The organism is Proteus appendicitidis (genome assembly GCF_030271835.1).
Taxonomy (GTDB): Bacteria; Pseudomonadota; Gammaproteobacteria; order Enterobacterales; family Enterobacteriaceae; genus Proteus; species Proteus appendicitidis.
Genome location: NZ_CP127389.1, coordinates 1,106,772 through 1,123,450, shown reverse-complemented (window position 1 = coordinate 1,123,450; position 16,679 = coordinate 1,106,772). Strand labels below are relative to the sequence as shown.

Sequence of the window (16,679 nt, the reverse complement as noted above, 5' to 3'; positions counted from 1 at the left end):
ATAACTGGAACTGGCACAATTATGAGTAAACCTATTCAGATGGAACGCGGAGTTAAATATCGCGACGCCGATAAAATGGCACTTATTCCTGTTAAAACAGTCGCTACAGAACGAGAACAACTGCTACGCAAACCTGATTGGATGAAAATAAAGCTACCCGCTGACTCAAGTAAAATTCAGGGTATCAAAGCAGCAATGCGTAAAAATGGTCTTCATTCTGTCTGTGAAGAAGCCTCTTGCCCTAATCTTGCAGAGTGCTTTAACCACGGAACAGCAACCTTTATGATCTTGGGTGCAATCTGTACACGCCGTTGCCCATTCTGCGATGTGGCTCATGGCCGCCCAAATGCTCCCGATCCACAAGAGCCAGAAAAACTCGCTCAAACGATCAAAGATATGGGGTTACGTTACGTCGTAATTACTTCTGTAGACCGCGATGATTTACGGGATGGCGGCGCTCAACATTTTGCTGATTGTATTGCTGCAATTCGTGCAAAAAATCCAACGATCCGCATTGAAACATTAGTCCCTGACTTCCGTGGGCGTATGGATAAAGCACTTGAGATCCTCACAGATACTCCACCAGATGTCTTCAACCATAACTTAGAGAACGTTCCTCGCGTTTATCGTCAAGTACGTCCAGGCGCTAACTATCAATGGTCATTGACATTATTAGAACGTTTTAAGCAAGCTCACCCAAATATTCCTACTAAGTCGGGTTTAATGGTCGGTCTTGGGGAAACTAACGAAGAAATTATTGACGTTATGCGTGATCTGCGTAAACATGGGGTAACGATGCTGACATTAGGGCAATATTTACAGCCAAGTCGTCACCATCTTCCTGTTCAACGCTACGTCAGTCCTGACGAGTTTGAGTATATGAAAGAGCAAGCACTTGCAATGGGCTTTACTCATGCAGCTTGTGGGCCGTTTGTTCGCTCGTCTTATCATGCTGACCTTCAAGCTCAAGGGATTGAGGTTAAATAACAATTAATCTCTCATGTTTAACATTGCAATTGCTGTATTTATAGGTGGTGGTTTAGGTAGCGTATTGCGCTGGCTGATTAGCTACCGCCTAAATTCTATTTTTCCTCATTTTGCCACAGGCACCTTAATTGCTAACTGTATTGGTGCTTTTATTATTGCCTTTGGTATCGCTTGGTTTAGCAAAGCGCCACATATTGATCCTATTTGGAAAATTATGCTAACGACGGGCTTCTGTGGCGGTCTTACGACGTTCTCAACCTTTTCTGTCGAAGTTGTCGCACTCTTTACTGAGGGAAAGATAGGATGGGCATTAGGTACTATGGGCGCTAACTTGGCAGGTTCATTTTTAATGACCGCCTTTGCGTTTTGGTTACTACGAGAAATGTAATGCTCGGACGGGCTTTGCTCTAGATACATAAAAACCCGTTAAAAAACGGGCTTTGCTCTAGATACATAAAAACCCGTTAAAAAACGGGTTTTTACTGTCTCAAAGAAGTCGTTAATTAGATAGCGACAACGTTTGCAGCAGATGGCCCTTTCGCGCCGTCAGTAACTTCAAACTCTACTTTTTGACCTTCAGCAAGGGTTTTAAAGCCTTCTGATGTAATAGCGGAAAAGTGTACAAATACATCTTTGCTGCCATCTTCTGGAGTGATAAAACCAAAACCTTTAGTTTCGTTAAACCACTTAACGTTACCTTTTAATTTAGACATCAAGTTTACCTTTAAAATAGAAAATAAACGCAAGCGTTTTGCGTTGGCTATAGTAAAACAAAAATGATGATTCCCTGTCCACAGCCTAGATCACGAAACTCACATTTTTTTTCTGCCAAATGATTAATATTCAGACAAATCCCATGCCTTAACGCATAGTTCACTTAAGAAACAATACTTAATACTTACAATCTAAACTATTCATCAATTTCTACTTTTTCATAGTGAAGTAGCCAACGCTTAATATCTAATCCACCAGTATAGCCGACCAACTTACCGTTATGGCCAATAACTCGGTGGCAAGGAATAATTAAAGAAATTGGATTGCGTGAGTTGGCCATTCCTACCGCTCTGCAATAATTGATCGAACCTAATGTAAGCGCCAATTTTTTATAGCTCCAAATTTCACCATAAGGAATTGTCTGCAATGTCTTCCAAACACGGCTTTGAAACTCAGTTCCTTCTGGTGCTAATGGCACTGAAAACGTCGTGCGTTTACCCGCAAAATACTCTTTTAATTGTTGCATACATTGGTTAATCACGGGGCTTGTGTTTACAGCAACCTCTTTGTCATTCACAAAATAGAGACTCGTGATCCCTTTTTCATTTGCAGTGATTGAGATATAAGGTTTTGGAAAGCCTTTAGGTGCATTGAGATAGTCTTGGTACATAATGTTTTCTCTGCTGATTTGTCTTTAGCAATAAGATTAAATCATGCTTGATTGATAAAGCAATCATCTAATTACTCGTATATCTAATAAAAATTGATCAATCGAGCGATCTAAAAATAAAATTAATTCACTAACTATTTAATTTTAATGATAATCATTATCAAAAATGAAAATCACCATATATTGTGTGGTTGAAAATAAATAAATCTATATATAGTATTTAAGTACTTCTCATTATGGATGTGAAAACAGACGCATCCATATTTTTATAAGGGTTATTTTTATGTCTGTTATCCTCTATACCAAACCGAATTGCGTTCAATGTAGCGCTACAGAACGCGCCTTAAAACAGAAAAATATTCCGTTTGTTGCAGTTGATCTCACCAAAGATACACAAGCCCTCGCTCACATTGTTTCTATGGGATATCGCCAAGTACCTGTTGTCGTTCACGGTGAACAACATTGGTCGGGTTTCTGCCCTGATAAAATCAGACAGATCACGCTCTAAAGGAGCATCTCATGCAAACTGCACCTTTGATCTACTTTTCAAGTCGTTCTGAAAACTGCCATCGCTTTGTACAAAAGCTCCATTTAAAAGCGACCAGAATTATTGAAGATGAAACCTTGCTTGCAACGCAACCTTTTGTGTTGCTTTGCCCGACTTATGGCGGCGGCGGTACTAAAGGTGCAGTGCCTAAAGCGGTTATTCAGTTTTTAAATATTCCTGAAAACCGTCAATTAATACGTGGAGTCATTGCTTCTGGAAATACTAACTTTGGTGCAGCTTACGGATTAGCAGGCGATATTATTGCACAAAAATGCCAAATTCCTTTTTTGTATCGATTTGAATTATTAGGTACACCAGAAGATGTAAACCGCGTAAAAACAGGTTTAAGTACGTTTTGGTCAAGCCTTACTGACCAATGCGCCACGAGATAATTAACATGACACAATCAACAGAACAACTGGATTACCATGCATTGAATGCCATGCTAAATCTCTATGATGAGCAAGGTAATATTCAGTTTGATAAAGACAAATTAGCGACACACCATTTTTTTCGCCAGCATGTAAATCAAAATACGGTATTTTTTCATGATCTAAGAGAAAAATTAGAATTCTTAGTCCAACAACACTATTACGAAGCTCTAGTGTTAGAACAGTATGAATTTGCCTTTATAAAACAGCTATTCAAACATGCTTATAGCAAAAAGTTTCGCTTTCAATCTTTCCTTGGTGCTTTTAAGTATTACACCAGTTACACCTTAAAAACGTTTGATGGAGAGCGCTATCTTGAGCGCTATGAAGATCGCGTTTGTATGGTGGCGCTCACGCTTGCACAAGGAGATACTGATCTTGCTATTCATCTTGTTGATGAAATCATTAGTGGTCGTTTCCAACCCGCAACACCGACTTTTTTAAATTGTGGGAAGCAACAGCGTGGTGAATTGGTTTCCTGCTTTCTGCTGCGCATAGAAGATAATATGGAGTCTATCGGCCGATCGGTCAATTCCGCATTACAGCTTTCTAAACGTGGCGGTGGCGTTGCATTTTTGCTCACTAATTTACGTGAAGCTGGCGCTCCCATTAAACGTATAGAGAATCAATCTTCTGGCGTTGTTCCTGTTATGAAGATGCTCGAAGATGCTTTTTCCTATGCCAATCAGTTAGGCGCACGACAAGGCGCTGGTGCTGTTTATCTTCATGCCCATCATCCAGATATTTACCATTTTCTTGATACAAAAAGAGAAAATGCGGACGAAAAAGTGAGAATTAAAACGCTCTCTTTAGGCGTTGTTATCCCTGATATCACTTTTGAATTAGCGAAACGTAATGAAGATATGTATCTCTTCTCACCTTATGATGTAGAGCGTGTTTATGGCGTACCTATGTCAGAGATCAGTATTAGTGAAAAATACAGTGAAATGGTGAATAACGCGCAAATTCGTAAGAAAAAAATTAAAGCGAGAGAGTTTTTCCAAACACTTGCCGAAATTCAATTTGAATCTGGCTATCCTTATATCATGTTTGAAGATGCTGTAAATCGCGCCAATCCTATCGCCGGTAGAATTAATATGAGCAATCTTTGCTCTGAAATTTTACAAGTCAACAGTGCAAGTGAGTATCACCCTGACTTAAGTTATCGCCATATCGGTCACGATATTAGTTGTAACTTAGGTTCTATGAATATTGCTATGGCAATGGACTCACCTAACTTTGCTCATACCGTCAGCACAGCAATTAGGGCATTAAGTAATGTCTCTGAAATGACGAAAATTGAGTCCGTTCCTTCGATTGAAAAAGGTAATCTCGCTTCTCATGCCATTGGTTTAGGACAAATGAATTTACATGGCTACTTAGCGCGTGAAGGGATTTATTACGGCTCAGAAGAAGCATTAGATTTTACTAATATCTATTTTTATACCGTCACTTACTATGCATTATTAGCGTCAAATCAATTAGCTATTGAGAAAAAACAGCACTTTAAAGGCTTTGAAAATTCAAAATACGCAACGGGTGAATACTTCAATAAATATCTATCACAGCAGTGGTTGCCCAAAACTCAAAAAGTTAACCAGCTGTTTAGTCAATCTAATGTTCATATTCCAACACAGGAAGATTGGCAAGCTCTCAAGCAATCTATTATGACGCATGGGATATATAACCAAAATTTACAAGCAATACCACCAACAGGATCGATTTCCTATATCAACCACTCTACATCGAGCATTCATCCTATTGCCGCGCCAATAGAAATTAGAAAAGAAGGTAAGATTGGACGAGTTTATTACCCTGCTCCCTTTATGACCAATGAAAATCGTCAATATTATCAAGATGCATATGAAATTGGGGCTGAAAAAATTATCGATACCTATGCTGAAGCTTCTCAACATATCGACCAAGGATTATCACTGACCTTGTTCTTTTCTGATGAAGCCACAACAAGAGATATTAACAAAGCGCAAATTTATGCATGGCGTAAAGGTATTAAAACCTTGTATTACATTCGTATCCGACAATCTGCATTAGCCGGTACAGAAATCAAAGGCTGTGTTTCGTGCGCACTTTAATAATAACAATAAGGAGAACATAGCATGTCATCACCTTTATTAAGCCATGTTAATGCGATTAACTGGAATCGCATTGAAGATGAAAAAGATTTAGAAGTTTGGAACCGTTTAACCATGAATTTTTGGTTACCTGAAAAAATTCCACTCTCTAATGATATTCCTTCATGGAACACGCTGACTCAAGCTGAAAAGCAACTGACGATCCGTGTTTTCACTGGGTTAACTTTGCTTGATACTATCCAAAACACTGTAGGTGCACCGACTTTAATGCCTGATGCACTCACGCCTCATGAAGAAGCCGTATTATCTAATATCTGTTTTATGGAAGCGGTTCATGCTCGCTCTTACAGTTCGATATTTTCTACACTCTGCTTAACAACCGATGTCGATGAAGCATATCGTTGGAGTGAGGAAAATCCTTACTTACAAAAGAAAGCAGAAATTATTTTGCGTTATTATCAAGATGAAGATCCTTTAAAGAAAAAAATCGCCAGTGTCTTTTTAGAATCCTTTTTATTTTATTCAGGATTCTATTTACCAATGTATTGGTCAAGCCGAGGAAAATTAACCAATACAGCCGATTTAATTCGTCTTATTATTAGGGATGAAGCCGTTCATGGTTATTACATTGGCTACAAATTTCAAAATCAGTTATTAAATAAATCAGAATTAGAAAAACAAGATATTAAAGATTTTGCTTTCTCATTATTATTAGATTTATATGACAATGAAGTGAAATATACCGAAGATCTTTACGACACGGTAGGTTGGACAGAAGATGTCAAAAAATTTCTTCATTATAATGCCAATAAAGCGTTAATGAATTTAGGGTATGAAGCTTTATTCCCTGATGAAATAACCGATGTAAGCCCTGCTATTCTTTCTTCATTATCACCAGATGCAAATGAAAATCACGATTTCTTCTCTGGTTCAGGTTCATCCTATGTTATTGGAAAAACCATTAACACTGAAGACGATGATTGGGATTTTTAAGCTTTATTAGCCTAGTTGAAGTTAAGAGAAACAGCGGGATACATTCAATTTAATTATGTATCACAGATAAAACATAATACACTGAAAAATATAGACTATTTTTTGGTGTATTTTTATTTGTTCACTAAACAAGCAAATTGATTGATTTTTGCCGTTCAATATTGTCAAAAAATCAATTTTTTTCGAATGATTTTAGCTGATATTGAGTAGATAGCGCTTATTACGGGATAATAAATATTAATTTAACTAATGTATGATGATTTTTTTTCATTTAATTTTCATCTCTTTTTCCCTTCTATTCCGATATTGAGTCTTCATTTTTATTGAGATCCTAATCAAAATAACAATATCTCTAAAAATAAAGTTATTTCAGTTAGTTAGAGAAAAATATATCTTTTAATAAATTTTATTTATTTCACTTTATTTAATTATTAATCATATTAAAAATAAAGAAAATACAGGCAATTTATTTAATTAATTATAATTAACATAGGGTTGTCAGACTCAATCATTGTGGTAGGGTATTTCCCTTACTAAAAATCTTATTTAGGAAAATAACAACACTTATTTATTAATATTTAATTTATTCCTTTCAATATTTAAATAGGAAACTATATATTGCATGGCAATTAAACTCGAAGTAAAAAATCTCTACAAGGTATTTGGCGAGCACCCTAAACGCGCTTTCGAATTATTAGAATCGGGTATGAATAAAGATCAGATTTTTGATAAAACAGGGCTTACTGTGGGCGTTCAAAATGCAAATCTGGCAATTGAAGAAGGCGAAATATTTGTCATCATGGGGTTATCTGGTTCAGGTAAATCCACTCTAGTCCGCCTTCTCAATCGTCTGATCTCTCCAACCAAGGGAGAGGTGCTTATTGATGGTGAAAATATTGCCACCATGTCAGATAAAGAATTACGACAAGTTCGTCGTAAAAAAATCAGTATGGTGTTTCAGTCATTTGCCTTGATGCCCCATATGAACGTGCTTGATAACACTGCATTTGGAATGGATCTCGCTGGATTAAGCAAAGACGAGCGTTATAAAAAAGCGATGGATGCCTTAGAGCAAGTCAACTTGGGTAGTTACGCAAATTCTTGGCCTGATGAGCTTTCTGGTGGGATGCGTCAACGTATCGGTCTTGCGCGCGCGCTAGCGAATGATCCTGATATTTTGTTAATGGATGAAGCCTTTTCCGCACTTGATCCATTAATTCGTACTGAAATGCAAGATGAGTTATTGAGCTTACAAGGTGATAAACAGCGAACCATTGTATTTATCTCTCATGATTTGGACGAAGCGATGCGTATTGGTGATCGAATTGCCATTATGCAAGGTGGTGTTGTTGTTCAAACGGGAACACCCGATGAAATACTCAACAATCCAGCAAATGATTATGTGCGTACGTTTTTCCGTGGTGTTGATATTAGCCACGTATTTAGTGCAAAAGATATAGCCAAACGTCGCCCAGAAACCTTACTGCATGTTGCACCTGGTTTTGGTCCTCGCTCTGCATTAAAAGTACTCGAAGATGAAGATAGAAACTTTGGCTATCTTATTGAACGAGGAAGAAAATTTGTTGGTATTGTTTCCGTTATGTCTCTTGAAGAGGCGCTGAAGAATAAACAACCTATTGAGTCAGCTATTTTACCAGAGCCTTGTGCCATTAATGGTGATACACCGTTAAACGAGCTGATTTCAACTGTTGCACAATCTCCCTGTGCCATTCCTGTTATTGATGAAAAAAACCGCTATATCGGTTTAATTTCTAAAGGAATGTTACTACAAGCACTGGATAAGGAGACGCCAAATGAGTAATACAGCAGATCAAAACACAGCGTTGGATACAAAGCTCCAAGAGACTGCGACAAACGAGACGGCACAAGAGACAACTCATGTAAATGATGATCCTTGGGCAACAACAGATACTAGCGCAACAGAAAGCGATCCTTGGGGCAGTGCTGACAGTACATCAACAGATGCCGATCCATGGGGTGCTGGCAGTGGTACTGATAATATTGACACCTCATCCGCTGGCAGTGATTGGCTAGATGCAGCACCGACGGATGTTGCACCCGATTCTTTCAATATCATGGACCCATTTCACAATACGCTGATCCCATTAGATTCATGGGTTACCGAAGCGATTGACTGGATTGTGTTGCACTTTCGCCCTGTTTTCCAAGGTATTCGTGTACCGGTTGATTTGGTATTAAGTGGTTTTGAAAATTTCTTAACCTCAATGCCAGCACCTATCGCCATTATTCTGTTTTCTCTGATTGCATGGCAACTGTCAGGCAAAGTCATGGGTGCGGCTTCTTTTATCTCATTAATATTAATTGGTGCGATTGGTGCTTGGTCTGAAGCGATGGTTACCCTTGCATTGGTACTCACTTCATTGCTGTTTTGTCTTATTATCGGGCTTCCATTAGGAATATGGTTAGCTAACAGTGATAGAGCATCTAAAATTGTTCGGCCTTTACTGGATGCAATGCAGACAACGCCTGCATTTGTCTATTTAGTACCTATCGTCATGTTATTTGGTATTGGTAACGTACCTGGTGTTGTGGTCACTATTATTTTTGCCTTACCTCCTATTGTGAGATTGACCATTTTAGGGATCAAACAAGTCCCTGAAGATTTAATTGAAGCCGCACAATCATTTGGTGCAAATCCTCGCCAAATGCTGTTTAAAGTGCAATTACCGCTCGCTATGCCAACGATTATGGCAGGTGTAAACCAAACACTGATGTTAGCGCTTTCAATGGTTGTTATTGCCTCAATGATAGCCGTCGGTGGATTAGGTCAAATGGTATTGCGCGGTATAGGTCGCCTTGATATGGGACTTGCTGCCGTAGGGGGGGCTGGTATTGTTATCCTCGCCATTATTCTTGACCGATTAACACAATCTTTAGGTCAAAACAGTCGTCATAAAGGCAATCGATGCTGGTATATGACAGGACCTATTGGTTTAATTTGCCGACTCTTTGGCAAAAAAGCATCGTAATAAATATTTTCACTATTTATTAAAAAACAGTATTAAAAATAAGTACTAAAAATCAATAAGAACATCACGTTCAATCAATATAAGAAATAAAAGCGACAGTTCGCTGTCGCTATTTATCTCTTACCATCACAACAGAAGGAAAAACTATGCGTAATCCAGTTATCTGGGCAACCGTATTGTCCGCCACACTGATAAGCACCCAGTTATCCGCTGCTGATTTACCTGGAAAAGGAATTTCGGTTCAACCTGTGCAAAGTACGATTTCTGAAGAAACCTTTCAAACTTTAATCGTAAACAAAGCACTAGAACAATTAGGTTACACTGTTCAGCCAATTAAAGAAGTTGACTATAACGTTGCTTATTCCTCTATCGCCAATGGTGATGCTACCTTTATGGCAGTCAGTTGGGTTCCTCTTCATAATTCACAATATGCGGCAGCGGGTGGTGATAATACCTTTTATCGTAAAGGGGATTATGTCGTTAATGCTGCTCAAGGCTACTTGATTGATAAAAAAACGGCAGAGAAATATAACATTACGAATATTGAGCAATTAAAAGATCCGAACATTGCTAAATTATTTGATGCCAATGGTGATGGCAAAGCCGATTTAACGGGTTGTAATCCGGGATGGGGTTGTGAAGAAGCTATCAACAATCACTTAAAAGCCTATGGATTAGAAAAATCTGTCACACATAACCAAGGCAATTACGCGGCAATGATGGCAGATACCATTACCCGTTATAAAGAAGGCAAACCTATTTTTTATTACACATGGACGCCTTACTGGATAAGTGATGTATTAAAACCGGGTAAAGATGTTGTCTGGTTACAAGTACCCTTCTCTTCGTTACCAGGTGATGATAAAACCGATACTACATTAGCAAATGGTAAAAACTATGGTTTCCCACCAAGTACCATGCATATTGCAGCAAATAAAAAGTGGGCAGAAGAAAACCCCGCTGCGGCAAAACTCTTTGAAGTGATGAAAGTATCTGTTGCCGATATTAATGCGCAAAATTTACGTATGCATAATGGTCAAAAATCACAAGCAGATATTGAACGTCATGCTAATGCATGGATCAAAGCCCATCAAAAAACGTTTGATGGTTGGATTGAACAAGCTCAAGCAGCTGCAAAATAATCAATAAATAACCTTAAATTAAGATTATCAAAAAACAGGCCGCACTCTTGTGTGCCTGTTTTTATTTATAAAAAACTAAATTTATATGTAATTAGGAAAAATAAGTTTATATAAAAATTAAGAGATCCTAATACAACTTTATTATTAAGATTATTCTTTTTATTAATGGTCGCGATATCCCTGTCTTTCATTCTCTCATTTGTTCAATTATGATTATTCCTTTCTCCAGTTGCCATTTTGGCATTCTCATTTTTATATTTATTATTTTTAAATAAGGAATAAACTGTGTCTTACACTAACAAACCAGTACCTGAGGAAATTAAACGTTGGAACTGGGGTGCTTTCATGTTTAATATTATTTGGGGTTTTGGTAATAAATCCTATCTTCCATTATTAGTACTTGTTCCTTTACTTAATCTTGTTTGGCTCTTTGTCTGTGGTATTAAAGGAAATGAATGGGCTTGGAAAAATGGTGATTACGATTCTGTTGAAACCTTTATGAAAGTGCAAGAAACATGGAATAGAGCGGGCTTTATTTACTTTATTATTAGTATCATTATGGCGGTTCTTTTCTTTATTTTCTTCTTCACCACCATGATGGCAATGATTGCAACTTCTGCATCATACGGTTATTAATTCAATATATTGAGTATTGAACTCTTAATGACAATAAACCCCATAATAGCTATGGGGTTTATCTGTTTAAGCGATCAAAAGCTGCGTTTTTTATTTTCAGTAATATTAGAAACGTTTTACCACAGTAAATCGATAATCACGCCCTACACCTGAAACTGACTCCCCTAAATAAGGGTAATAATCACGGTTAAATAAATTCGCGACTGTAAAACGAACCTCAGTATTATCTATAAAAGAAGGTTCCCAATTCGCAAATAAACCGTGTATTGCATAACCTTTACTTTTTGGTAATGACCAATAACCTGCATCAGGATCAGCATCCATTGGTGAGCGACGTTGAGCGCCAATAAAATCGCCCGTCCATCCCATATTGACATTAATACTTGGTACTTTTACGCCAAGGGTGGCATGTAAAGCATCAGGCTGGATCTCCGCAATCCATGTTTTTTGACCAAACCACGGATCACGCGGTGATTGGTCACGTTTTCCTTTCATTGTCGAATACGCTAAACGACCGAATACATTAGGGCTGTTATAAAAGGCTTCAATTTCTAATCCTTGAATATGGTAACCCGGTAAATTACGGTAATTACCTATTGAAGGCGGACAATTTCCATTATGCCCATCCACCTTTTGACTTTCACAATAAACACCACGGCGGCGGAAGATTTCATCTTTACCACGAGTATCAAACAGTGTTGTTCTTAATTGCAGTTGGTCTTCTTGCTGAATAACACTTTCAAAGTCTGCAATGGCACCAATTCGTGCCGCTCTTACTGTTTCTTTATCTAGGTGACGGCTTGTACCCGTTAAACTTGAAACACTTCCTTGAACTTCATACTGCTCATCAATTAATGGAGCACGCCATGTGTAGGTGAGATCACCAAAGAATCTGAAATTCTGGTTCATTTTCCATAATAAACCTAAATGAGGTGTTGCCCCGCTATAAGTCACATCAGAATAATCATGACCATAATAAGGATCAGGATCTTGATAAGTAATAGCTCGGCTTCCCTTGCCTTGATTTTTAACGATATCGTAGCGAACGCCCGGTGTTATCGTTATATTTCTATAACTCATCGAATCTTGAAGATAGAAACTGGTTGTTGTTTGCGTACCTTCTGGCATATAAGGAGGCGCATAATATCCATAGTTATAATTTGGATTTTTAGCTTTATCGCGAGTAAACATTAAGACATCACGATCATTACGATGCCAACGTGTTCCCACTAATACTTTATGCTCTAAAGCACCCTGCATAATAGTGCTTTCATTTTTAATTTCGATTTGATGATTTCGATAATCTACCCAACTTTGATTTCCCATACTGCCACTAAAATAGGAGCTTGCTGTCTCTGGGCGACTATCGTTTTGCTTAGTTTTTGAATAACCGTAGGTAAGCGTTAAATTAATTAAATCAGAATCAACTGGCTGAATATTCCATTTCACACTGAAGGTGTCATCTTTTTGATCACGATAAACTAATTTACGTTTCATCGCGGCATCAAAGCCGTATTTATCCACTTCAGCTTGGCTAGGTTTAGCTAATTCATCACGCTTGGCTGCCCAAGGTGTCCAACCATCACTTTCTGATCGTGATGCTGATAATGTTAATGTTTGTGCTTCAGTTAAATAGATATTAGTTTTAATTAAAAAAGAATCTTGATCTGACTGTGAATAGCCAAATTTAGTCCCATCAGGACGTCGCAGATCATCACTTTCACGACGGTTAAAATAGAATAATCCGTCAGCTTGTCCATCAAGTAATTTGCCATATACCGCACCACTATAACGATTTTGTCTATCGTTAGTATGATGCCCGTATTTTAAAAACATCCCAATATGCTGATCGGGTAATAATAAGTCATCGGGATCTTTGGTTTCAATTCTCACCGAACCACCAAACCCGCCATTCCCTTGAGTAATATTATGAGGACCTTTATCAACATCGAGACGACGTATTAATTCAGGATCAATAAAAATTGAACCTTGGCGATATTTCTCAAAGGTTTTAGGTGTACCATCAAGCGTGATTTTAATATCTTCAGGATTACCCATCCCCCAGATATTTAATGTTTGACCACCTGGTCTTGGAGAGCCAGATGATGAAATTCCGGGTAATTTATCCACCAGCTCTGCAATATTATTAGGCTGAATTCTGTCGATATCTTTTAATGTCAGAACAGTACTTCCTGCATCAACACTCGAATTAAGCTCCCCTAATACATAAATAGGTTCAAGAATAATCTTTTCACGCGATTTTGGTTGTGCAGGACTCTCCGACTTTGTGGGTGTCGTTATTTCTGGTTTTACACTTTCAGTTGCATAGCTATTTAACGAAGTGAGTGAAGTCAATAATAATGCAATCGCTGATGACGAAAATGAAAATATCCCAATTCCCTGACGATAAGCATCATTTTTTGCTAAGAAATGGATCATAATAGTAGTATCTTTTTGTATGGTTATTAGTTTGATAAATGATTAGAGCTGTAACTAACAGCGCCGATTATGATAATGATAATAATTATCATTATCTAGTTTTTTTGCACTTATCACTCAATACAGATAACTACTCTATTGATACACTCTTGTTAGATTTAAATTTTACATAAAATGATATTTTTAATAAATTAAACTAATTCCATTAGTTACTATAAGGTATTTCTTATTTCATTCCTCTTATTTAATTTTCTAATTATAATTACGTACATATTACTAAAGAAAATTTAATCATTCTTAAAATAAAAAGAATAAAACAAACACGGAACAGTCTGATAATTACAATTATGTGTATCTTATTCTCCCTTTTTTTAAGCGCTAAATAATTATTAACTCAAGTAAATTTCAGATATACGTTTTATGTTTAAATCATAAATAAATTAAACCATTAAAATAAAGATATTCAATAGGATAAAAATCAGCTAATAATAAAATAATAATTTTGAAGTAATATACGCACTTTTGAACACAAGGATGCGTCATGACAATTTATGACCTAAAGCCCAAATTTCAATCGCTATTGCGCCCTTATGTAGAACAGTTATTCACAAAAGGGATCACCGCAAATCAAGTCACGCTTTCTGCCTTACTGTTATCCATTGTCATTGGTGGGTTGCTTTTACTTTATCCTTCCCCTCGCTTATTTTTATTACTCCCTTTTGTTCTCTTTTTCCGTATGGCGCTTAATGCCATAGATGGCATGCTTGCACGAGAACATAATCAAAAGAGTGCATTTGGGGCGATATTAAACGAAGCCAGCGATGTTATTTCAGATATTGCACTCTATCTACCTTTTGCTTTTATTTTTCCACAGTCCTATTGGTGGATCATGCTGGCACTTTTTTTAATGATAATGACTGAGTTCTTAGGCATTCTTGCCCAAACTATTCATGCATCTCGTCGTTATGATGGTCCGATGGGAAAAAGTGATAGAGCCTTTATTTTCGGTGCTATTGCGTTTTTTATCGGATTATTCCCCTCACTGACATTATCAGAAAACACGCATTATCTTTTTATTATTATTAATTTATTACTTTTGTTGACTTGTTATCACCGAATTCATCGCGCACTAAAAGAAGCAACGATGACAGATAAAGATAAGGATACATCGTTATGAATCAACAGCCGCAATATCAAACTCAAAGGAATATGATTGAGTCTGAATTTACCACCAGCGATAAGACACAGCTGTATTATCGCCATTGGCCTGCTCAAATTACCACGGAGCCAAAAGCAGTTATTTTATTTCACCGAGGACATGAACACTCAGGTCGTGTTGCTCATCTAGTTGATGAGTTAGATCTTCCTGATTTCTCCATGTTTGCTTGGGATGCTCGTGGACATGGTAAAAATGAAGGCGCTCGCGGTTATAGCCCATCAATGGGAACATCAATAAAAGATATAGACGAATTCGTTCATTACGTTTCTTCTAACTATAATATTCCAATGGAGAATATTCTGGTTGTTGGCCAAAGTGTAGGTGCCGTTTTAGTTACTGGTTGGGTACACGATTACGCGCCAAAAATTCGCGGTATGGTGCTAGCTTCTCCTGCATTTAAAGTGAAATTATATGTTCCTTTTGCACGTACAGGTCTTGCCTTAATGCAAAAAATTCGTGGGCTTTTTTATGTTAATTCGTATGTGAAAGCGAAATATCTAACCCATGATCAAAGCCGTATCGACTCTTTTAATCAAGACCCACTGATCACTCGCCCTATTGCTGTCAATATTTTATTAGAGCTTTATAAAACGGCAGATCGTGTTGTTGAAGATGCGAGTGCGATAACTTTACCAACACAGTTATTTATTTCAGGTAATGATCATGTGGTTCACGCCAAGCCTCAACATCTTTTCTATGAACGTTTAAATACCTCTATCAAAGAAAAGCATGTCTTACCGGGCTTTTACCACGATACCTTAGGTGAGAAAGAGAGAATTATCCCTATCAATAAAATGCGCAGTTTTATTGAAAAATTATTTGCACAACCACTTTATCAACATGATTACCAACATGAAGATACTTGGAGCCATAGTGCAGATGTTTATCGCGCATTACAGACCCCTCTTCCTAAATATTGTCCCAAAAGACTTTATTATAAATTACTTAGCCGTTCGATGAGCACTTTAGGTAAAGCGTCTGAAGGTGTTGCTCTAGGTTACGATAAAGGTTTTGATTCTGGATCAACGCTAGATTATGTCTACCGCAATCAACCCCAAGGCAAAGGATTATTTGGTCGTGTTGTTGATAGGCAGTATTTAAATAGCATTGGCTGGCAAGGTATTCGCCAACGTAAAATCAATATTGAAAATACGATCCGCTACGCAATTCGCCAATTAATACAAAATAATATGCCGGTGCATATTATGGATATCGCAGCGGGACAAGGACGCTATCTTTTTGATGCTGTTAATGATTATGGTAAGGTCGATTCTATTTTAATGCGCGATTATAGCGCCATTAACGTTGAACAAGGCAGAATGGCGATTAAAGAACGTCACTTAGAAGACAAAGTGCGTTTTGAAGAAGGTAACGCTTTTGATGCAGAAAGCTTGAGTGCTGTTTCGCCTTCTCCCACGTTAGGTATTGTCAGTGGGCTATATGAATTATTCCCTGAAAACCATCTACTAAAAGAGTCTTTAAAAGGGCTATCGCAAGCCATACCAAGTGGCGGTTTATTAATTTATACCTGCCAACCTTGGCACCCTCAACTTGAAATGATTGCGCGTGTATTACCAAGTCACCAAAATGGACAACCTTGGATCATGCGTTGCCGTAGTCAAGGTGAAATGGATGCTTTAGTTAATGAAGCTGGTTTTGAGAAGTTAGATCAACAAATTGATCATTGGGGTATTTTCAGTGTATCAATAGCAAAACGTCGCTAACGGAATGCACCCTCAATAACTGAGCTATCGCTATATGGCAACATATAGCGATAGTTTTAAGTGGTTGTAAAAA

General features: G+C 37.6%; 15 protein-coding genes. 12 read left to right on the top strand and 3 right to left on the bottom strand.

Annotated features, from left to right (window positions below; genetic code table 11):
* Window positions 1-21: 21 nt before the first annotated feature.
* Entirely contained in the window at window positions 22-987 is a 966-nt protein-coding gene (lipA, locus tag QQS39_RS05150) for a lipoyl synthase (protein WP_151434538.1), read from the top strand.
* Window positions 988-1,000: 13 nt separating this feature from the next.
* On the top strand, window positions 1,001-1,375 hold the full coding sequence (crcB, locus tag QQS39_RS05145; RefSeq protein ID WP_151434537.1) for a fluoride efflux transporter CrcB: 375 nt from the start codon (window positions 1,001-1,003) through the stop codon (window positions 1,373-1,375).
* A 115-nt stretch (window positions 1,376-1,490) separates the two neighbouring features.
* Here crcB and cspE read toward each other — a convergent pair whose 3' ends face one another.
* Together cspE and QQS39_RS05135 are read right to left on the bottom strand one after the other, a co-directional pair.
* Window positions 1,491-1,700 carry a transcription antiterminator/RNA stability regulator CspE gene (gene cspE, locus QQS39_RS05140; RefSeq protein WP_023581133.1) on the bottom strand — a complete coding sequence of 70 codons (210 nt, stop codon included), beginning with the start codon at window positions 1,698-1,700 and terminating at the stop codon, window positions 1,491-1,493.
* A 197-nt stretch (window positions 1,701-1,897) separates the two neighbouring features.
* Complete coding sequence (locus tag QQS39_RS05135) at window positions 1,898-2,371, bottom strand: methylated-DNA--[protein]-cysteine S-methyltransferase (protein WP_151434536.1); 474 nt, start codon at window positions 2,369-2,371, stop codon at window positions 1,898-1,900.
* Window positions 2,372-2,654: 283 nt separating this feature from the next.
* On the opposite strand from QQS39_RS05135, the gene nrdH reads away from it, so the two are divergent.
* The 8 genes from nrdH (at window position 2,655) to QQS39_RS05095 (ending at window position 11,224) form a co-directional block, all read left to right on the top strand.
* Window positions 2,655-2,879 carry a glutaredoxin-like protein NrdH gene (nrdH, locus tag QQS39_RS05130; protein ID WP_023581131.1) on the top strand — a complete coding sequence of 75 codons (225 nt, stop codon included), beginning with the start codon at window positions 2,655-2,657 and terminating at the stop codon, window positions 2,877-2,879.
* Between the two features lie 11 nt (window positions 2,880-2,890).
* Window positions 2,891-3,310, top strand: a complete 420-nt coding sequence (nrdI, locus tag QQS39_RS05125) for a class Ib ribonucleoside-diphosphate reductase assembly flavoprotein NrdI (protein WP_151434535.1) — start codon at window positions 2,891-2,893, stop codon at window positions 3,308-3,310.
* A gap of 5 nt (window positions 3,311-3,315) precedes the next feature.
* Entirely contained in the window at window positions 3,316-5,442 is a 2,127-nt protein-coding gene (gene nrdE / locus QQS39_RS05120; RefSeq protein ID WP_196736570.1) for a class 1b ribonucleoside-diphosphate reductase subunit alpha, read from the top strand.
* Between the two features lie 24 nt (window positions 5,443-5,466).
* A complete protein-coding gene (nrdF, locus tag QQS39_RS05115) occupies window positions 5,467-6,435 on the top strand; it encodes a class 1b ribonucleoside-diphosphate reductase subunit beta (RefSeq protein WP_151434533.1) in 969 nt (322 codons plus the stop codon).
* Window positions 6,436-7,057: 622 nt separating this feature from the next.
* Window positions 7,058-8,257 carry a glycine betaine/L-proline ABC transporter ATP-binding protein ProV gene (gene proV / locus QQS39_RS05110; protein ID WP_109374070.1) on the top strand — a complete coding sequence of 400 codons (1,200 nt, stop codon included), beginning with the start codon at window positions 7,058-7,060 and terminating at the stop codon, window positions 8,255-8,257.
* On the top strand, window positions 8,250-9,446 hold the full coding sequence (gene proW / locus QQS39_RS05105) for a glycine betaine/L-proline ABC transporter permease ProW (RefSeq protein WP_285805503.1): 1,197 nt from the start codon (window positions 8,250-8,252) through the stop codon (window positions 9,444-9,446). The genes proV and proW overlap by 8 nt, the downstream gene beginning before the upstream one ends.
* Window positions 9,447-9,592: 146 nt before the next feature.
* Window positions 9,593-10,588 carry a glycine betaine/L-proline ABC transporter substrate-binding protein ProX gene (gene proX / locus QQS39_RS05100; RefSeq protein ID WP_151434531.1) on the top strand — a complete coding sequence of 332 codons (996 nt, stop codon included), beginning with the start codon at window positions 9,593-9,595 and terminating at the stop codon, window positions 10,586-10,588.
* Window positions 10,589-10,873: 285 nt separating this feature from the next.
* The gene (locus tag QQS39_RS05095; RefSeq protein WP_196553458.1) at window positions 10,874-11,224 is read left to right on the top strand and encodes a ribonuclease G; all 351 of its coding nucleotides are present in this window, start codon (window positions 10,874-10,876) and stop codon (window positions 11,222-11,224) included.
* Between the two features lie 105 nt (window positions 11,225-11,329).
* On the opposite strand, the gene QQS39_RS05090 is transcribed toward QQS39_RS05095, so the two are convergent.
* Window positions 11,330-13,663: a TonB-dependent hemoglobin/transferrin/lactoferrin family receptor gene (locus QQS39_RS05090; RefSeq protein WP_285805502.1), complete on the bottom strand. Its 2,334-nt coding sequence runs from the start codon at window positions 13,661-13,663 to the stop codon at window positions 11,330-11,332.
* A 541-nt stretch (window positions 13,664-14,204) separates the two neighbouring features.
* Between QQS39_RS05090 and QQS39_RS05085 the strand changes: the two genes are divergently transcribed.
* A complete protein-coding gene (locus QQS39_RS05085) occupies window positions 14,205-14,840 on the top strand; it encodes a CDP-alcohol phosphatidyltransferase family protein (RefSeq protein ID WP_151434528.1) in 636 nt (211 codons plus the stop codon).
* Window positions 14,837-16,606: a bifunctional alpha/beta hydrolase/class I SAM-dependent methyltransferase gene (locus tag QQS39_RS05080; protein WP_285805501.1), complete on the top strand. Its 1,770-nt coding sequence runs from the start codon at window positions 14,837-14,839 to the stop codon at window positions 16,604-16,606. Before QQS39_RS05085 ends, QQS39_RS05080 begins: the two co-directional genes overlap by 4 nt.
* Window positions 16,607-16,679: the final 73 nt, after the last annotated feature.

What these genes read in the sequence shown, in the direction of transcription:
- lipA (WP_151434538.1), top strand. Translation starts at nt 22, where the DNA reads ATGAGTAAACCTATTCAGATGGAACGCGGAGTTAAATATCGCGACGCC.
- crcB (WP_151434537.1), top strand. Translation starts at nt 1,001, where the DNA reads ATGTTTAACATTGCAATTGCTGTATTTATAGGTGGTGGTTTAGGTAGC.
- cspE (WP_023581133.1), bottom strand. Translation starts at nt 1,700, where the DNA reads ATGTCTAAATTAAAAGGTAACGTTAAGTGGTTTAACGAAACTAAAGGT.
- QQS39_RS05135 (WP_151434536.1), bottom strand. Translation starts at nt 2,371, where the DNA reads ATGTACCAAGACTATCTCAATGCACCTAAAGGCTTTCCAAAACCTTAT.
- nrdH (WP_023581131.1), top strand. Translation starts at nt 2,655, where the DNA reads ATGTCTGTTATCCTCTATACCAAACCGAATTGCGTTCAATGTAGCGCT.
- nrdI (WP_151434535.1), top strand. Translation starts at nt 2,891, where the DNA reads ATGCAAACTGCACCTTTGATCTACTTTTCAAGTCGTTCTGAAAACTGC.
- nrdE (WP_196736570.1), top strand. Translation starts at nt 3,316, where the DNA reads ATGACACAATCAACAGAACAACTGGATTACCATGCATTGAATGCCATG.
- nrdF (WP_151434533.1), top strand. Translation starts at nt 5,467, where the DNA reads ATGTCATCACCTTTATTAAGCCATGTTAATGCGATTAACTGGAATCGC.
- proV (WP_109374070.1), top strand. Translation starts at nt 7,058, where the DNA reads ATGGCAATTAAACTCGAAGTAAAAAATCTCTACAAGGTATTTGGCGAG.
- proW (WP_285805503.1), top strand. Translation starts at nt 8,250, where the DNA reads ATGAGTAATACAGCAGATCAAAACACAGCGTTGGATACAAAGCTCCAA.
- proX (WP_151434531.1), top strand. Translation starts at nt 9,593, where the DNA reads ATGCGTAATCCAGTTATCTGGGCAACCGTATTGTCCGCCACACTGATA.
- QQS39_RS05090 (WP_285805502.1), bottom strand. Translation starts at nt 13,663, where the DNA reads ATGATCCATTTCTTAGCAAAAAATGATGCTTATCGTCAGGGAATTGGG.
- QQS39_RS05085 (WP_151434528.1), top strand. Translation starts at nt 14,205, where the DNA reads ATGACAATTTATGACCTAAAGCCCAAATTTCAATCGCTATTGCGCCCT.
- QQS39_RS05080 (WP_285805501.1), top strand. Translation starts at nt 14,837, where the DNA reads ATGAATCAACAGCCGCAATATCAAACTCAAAGGAATATGATTGAGTCT.